We start from the raw sequence: 4,986 nt of genomic DNA, 5'->3' as shown, positions 1-4,986 counted from the left end.
AAATATCTTCTGAAACATGAAATTTATAGGGGGTTAATTCGGTATCCATCACAGCTTGAGTACGAATAGCATCTTGCAAAGTTTCGCGTAACTCTGCATCATCAACATCTTTTGTTTGATGATGAACTTCTTTTTCAATCGCATTAGCATAAGCTCTTAATGCGCCTTGCATAACCGCTTCACGGCGATGAATTGAACCTGCACCGCAACAAAACGAAGCATTTGCCCAATTACGACGTCGTTGAATAATGTCATAAAACATTTGTGGATCATTCACAAAGGGGTCTCGTCCTAATTGAATCGGGCCAACGACTTTTTCTAAGCCTCGTCCTGCATAATAACCCAAACGCCCTGCGTATTTTTGCCACACATCAGGCAATGGTTTGCCTTCTGGAATATCATAAAACCATTGTGGGGTTTGTACCCATGCCACTTTTGGATCACGAAAATAACCCAGTGTATCTTCTAAAATAGTCGGAAAAACACGAGTGTCAGCATCACAAATCACAATAAAATCACCATGGGTTTTTTCCATGGCATTACGCAAGTTTCCTGCTTTAAAACCAATATTATTACTACGAGTGATATACCCCACTCCCTCTTCATCACATACAGCTTTCATAGAAGCTCTGCGACCATCATCCAAAACAAATATTTTATAATCAATATAATGAGGATAATTTACATTTTTAGCATCTTTAATAGACAGTCTGACTAATTCTTCTTCTTCGCTATAGGTTGCAATAAATAAATCAACACTGACAGGTCTATCTTCATGATCATCTAGCGCGTGAGCTAAACAGTCACTTATCGTTTTTGGCGGTTCTTGTTGTGGATAATCTTTAACTTTCCATAAATTAAATGCAAACAAAAACAGACCAAAATAAGCACACGTCTCCGCAAAGGCTAGAGGAATAGCAAACCACAAGGCATCATAATTTAAAGATGCTGTCCATCGCCAATAAATATAATTGCCACCTAACACTAAGGCAATCACCGCTAAAAACTGCCAAACAAGCTCTATATATGGACGATGCGGAACTGGCTCTGGTGGTTTACGATGCTCGAATTTTTCAAAATAAAAAGCCATAACATATCCTATTAGGCAAAACTGTTTTTATTCAACAACAAACTCAAAACTATTATTACTGATTATCTTTTTTTGCTGGCTTAATATTGCCTCTAAACGATAACTCCCTTGAGACAAACCTCGCCATTTTAATTCCCATTCAGGATTTGCTTCATCTGCCATTAAATTAATCTCTTTTTGTCCTTCTTTTATCACTTTATTGGCTAATAATAAGCGATAACGCAATTTTAACGATGGATAATCTTGCCAAGTATCATTAATCGACCATAACATAAAACGTGCTTCATCGTTGGTTTTTAGTTTATCAACATCCCATTCTATGCTTGCCAAAACTGGCTGATAAGCTTGTTTTAATGCCCAATACCCTGCTTTAGCTTGACGCGTATAATCCATGACGCCCCAATTAATAGAAGGCCATGTTTCATTAAACATAAATTGGAACATAGCAGCAACAGGTTGATAACGTTGCCTGCGATATGACTCACCTGCTAATTGAGTGAGCTTTGCTTGATATTCTTGAGAGTTTTTGACAAAACTTTCTAATGAATCACCACGACTAATGCCCGCATTTTTAAAGGTTTCTTGCACTTGAAAATTATGGTAATCCCAACTTTTCCACATCGGGTCTTTGGCATCTAGGGTTCTTGGCCATAAATCACTGGCAGGAATAATCTTTTTTAAACGTGCAACATCGGGCAAAGCTTGTGCGCCAAACTCACTGACAATCGTTACTTTACTACGTTTGGCATGCTCTTTCCAATTACCAGAATACCATCCCATCCATAAATGTTCATCGGTTGCTGAGTAATCATGACTGTAACGTGTTTTATCAGTTGCCAAAACAGCACCAACAGCATCCGTTAAATAACGATTTTGCTGTGGCTTATAATCTGGATATTTATACTTCATCCACGGCGCATTCCACGGTGGTTCGTTATGACCAGACCATGCAAAGATTGATGGATGATGACGTAATACAGTCAACATTGCTTTAGCTTGTCTTACTGCTTCATTGGCAAATTCGGGACTATCATCATAACCCCACTGCAAAGGAAAATCTTGCCAAACTAACATACCCAATTCATCAGCAAGCTCATAAAAGTCTTGGCCTGCAATATGCGCATGGACACGAACGGCATTAATATTCGCTTGCTGCATCAACACTAAATCACGTTGATAATCTTGACGCTTAACCTCGCCTAACCACGGCGAGGCAATATAGTTTGTGCCTCGTAAAAACAATCGCCGACCATTGATATAAAAAGCAAACTGATCATCATCGTAACGTATTGTTCTTAGCGCAAAACGCTGAGTCATGCTATCCAATAATTGATTCTTTTCATCAACCAAATCAATCTTGAGACGATAAACAGCAGATTCTCCATAACCTTGAGGCCACCACGTTTTTAACTGATTAACTAATACAGATTGAGAAATTTGATATTGATTTTCGCTCACTTTGACTAATTGACTAGCATCAATATCTATATTGACTGGCGGTTTATTGTCTTTACCATTAATTTGCTCTATGGCGATTTTAGCTTTTAATGCTTGGGGCTGAGCTATCGACAGTTGTAATTGTATTTGTAAGGCTAAGTTATCAACTTTATCCGTGAGAATGGCATCTTTTATGACGGGTTCAACAGTCAAATGTTGAATACTGAGTTGGTCAGAGAAATGCAACCAAACCTCTTGCCAAATTCCACCCGAGTTTGCGTCTTGCCCATTGACCGACCATGCACCAGCAGGCCGCGTATCATGATGATTTAAAACACCCTTAATTTGGCGTTTTTTTAATGACCATACCTTTTCGATGGGTTCATAAGGACTATCCACTCTTACGACTAATAAATTATCTTGTTTTTTTAATAATCCTGTTACATCAAAATTAAATGGTTCAAAATATCCTTCATGAAAACCCAAGTATTGACCATTCAACCAAACATCAGCAGCATAGTCCACCGCTTTAAAATGTAACGTAGCTTGTTTTGTGTCTAAATTATCACCTAAATTAAACGTTTTTTTATGCCAAACAGCCCCTGAAAAATCCAAACCAGCAGAATACCAGTTATTAGGGATAGTAATTTTTTGCCATGAATCACGTTGTAAATGACTTTTAGAAGACGGTAAATAAATATCAGCTGGTTTTAGATTGGCTGTTTGATACCACCAATCTCCTGCTAAGCTAATATCTGTCACAGCCCAAACATTGTCTAAAAAAGCTAAATTTAATATGAATAGCTTAGTTATCTGCCTGAACATGTGTTGACTCTGTTATTAGCTTTTTTTTGATCAAACGTAAGGTATTGCCTGTTTCGTCATGGCTATATTGCACTTCATCCATAACCGCTTTAATCAAAGATAAACCCATCCCTGAAGTTGGCCACCCTTCTATATCCTCAGCAATATAATCAAATACAGAGCCATCTGCCGCATCTAAAGCATCGGCAGGCATTGGAATTCCTTGATCAAAAATGGTAATTGCTAATAACTGATCTGTAGAATACAACGTTATTTCAATTAATGCGTCTGGTGATTTATTTAAACCATGCTTAACAACATTAGTGACAGCCTCAACAACAGCTAGTTCTATTTCTGTACAAGCCATCATTTCTAAGCCAAACTCGTCTGCCAATACTCGTATTGTAACCCCCAAAGTACTGACATCAGGCAACCTTGCCCTAATAGTTAACTTAATTTGAGAGTCATGAACACTCATCATTACTGTCCTTTGTTGGCATTAACGTTAATTATGTCTAGCATATCAAACTACGATAATCGTGATATAGCATCAGGCTCAGATGCAGTAATCACAAAAATTTTATCCATGCGTGTGAGTTTAAAGACGGTTAATACAGCATCCTTTACACCACACAAAACCATATTTTGGTTGCCACCTAAGGCTTTCATCACTGATACTAAAGCACCTAAACCTGAGCTATCCATAAATTCGACTTGGCTTAAATTAAAAATTATTTTGTTATGTCCTTGCTGTACTAAAGACAAAATATCATCTCTAAATTTAACAGCAAATGCAGCATCAAGGCGTTTTTTTTGTATTTCGACAACAAGCTTATTATTGTCTAAATTTTTAATGGCTAAACTTTCCAATTATAATTCTCCGATCCAATTTATTATTAATGATACTACACTGCCTACACTATAAAACCAATAGGGGCTGCTGACCTTTTAATTGGATTTAAACACAGACGAGCTGAATATGTTAAAATAATAGCCTCTAGATTTTAGCATCAGGCTTGCTACTGTGACTGACTCTTTATTAGCAGAATTACGTATTACCGAAATCTTCTTCTCTTTACAAGGCGAAGCACGAACCGTAGGTTTACCTACGGTTTTTATTCGTTTAACTGGCTGCCCGTTACGTTGTAGTTATTGTGATACCACTTATTCATTTACAGGCGGTGAAAAATACACCCTTACCGCCATTATGCAGCAAGTGGCTGACTATGGCGCAAAATATGTTTGTGTCACAGGTGGTGAACCGCTTGCACAACCCAACTGCCTACCCTTATTAACCGCTTTATGTGATGCGGGTTATCAGGTTTCGTTAGAAACTAGTGGCGCGTTAGATGTCAGTCAAGTTGATCGACGTGTCAGTAAAGTCGTCGATCTAAAAACGCCCGACTCAGGTGAGGCACACCGTAATCTTTATGAAAATATGCAACACTTAACGGCCAATGACCAAATCAAATTTGTCATTTGTAGTCGTCAAGACTATCAATGGGCAAAATTTAAAATGGATGAATATCAGCTCAGTCAACGCGTCAGTGATGTTTTATTGTCACCGAGCCATCAGCAACAAGAGCCTCGTGAGCTAGCGGAATGGATTTTAGCCGACAAACTTGCTGTTCGTTTACAAGTGCAACTCCATAAAT

Annotated in this window: 5 protein-coding genes; 1 reads left to right on the top strand and 4 read right to left on the bottom strand. The window is 38.1% G+C overall.

The window, feature by feature from the left end; genetic code table 11:
• From Q0212_RS14575 to Q0212_RS14560, 4 genes are all read right to left on the bottom strand, one after another.
• The coding region (locus Q0212_RS14575) for a glycosyltransferase (RefSeq protein ID WP_297926838.1) at positions 1-1,090 on the bottom strand (1,090 nt) is incomplete at its 3' end.
• Positions 1,091-1,117: 27 nt separating this feature from the next.
• On the bottom strand, positions 1,118-3,289 hold the full coding sequence (locus Q0212_RS14570; protein ID WP_297926835.1) for a glycoside hydrolase family 2 protein: 2,172 nt from the start codon (positions 3,287-3,289) through the stop codon (positions 1,118-1,120).
• A 43-nt stretch (positions 3,290-3,332) separates the two neighbouring features.
• Positions 3,333-3,812 (bottom strand): ATP-binding protein, encoded by a 480-nt coding sequence (locus Q0212_RS14565; RefSeq protein WP_297926832.1) that lies wholly within the window; start codon positions 3,810-3,812, stop codon positions 3,333-3,335.
• A gap of 47 nt (positions 3,813-3,859) precedes the next feature.
• The gene (locus Q0212_RS14560) at positions 3,860-4,201 is read right to left on the bottom strand and encodes an STAS domain-containing protein (RefSeq protein WP_297926828.1); all 342 of its coding nucleotides are present in this window, start codon (positions 4,199-4,201) and stop codon (positions 3,860-3,862) included.
• Positions 4,202-4,340: 139 nt separating this feature from the next.
• Here Q0212_RS14560 and queE point away from each other — a divergent pair.
• Positions 4,341-4,986, top strand: a 646-nt coding sequence (gene queE, locus Q0212_RS14555) for a 7-carboxy-7-deazaguanine synthase QueE (RefSeq protein ID WP_297926840.1), incomplete at its 3' end; no start/stop codon positions are given.

It is taken from the genome of uncultured Agitococcus sp. (genome assembly GCF_937920075.1).
Classification (GTDB): Bacteria; Pseudomonadota; Gammaproteobacteria; order Pseudomonadales; family Moraxellaceae; genus Agitococcus.
Note: the sequence above shows the minus strand (reverse complement) of the source record. Positions and strands in the feature narration are given on the sequence as shown.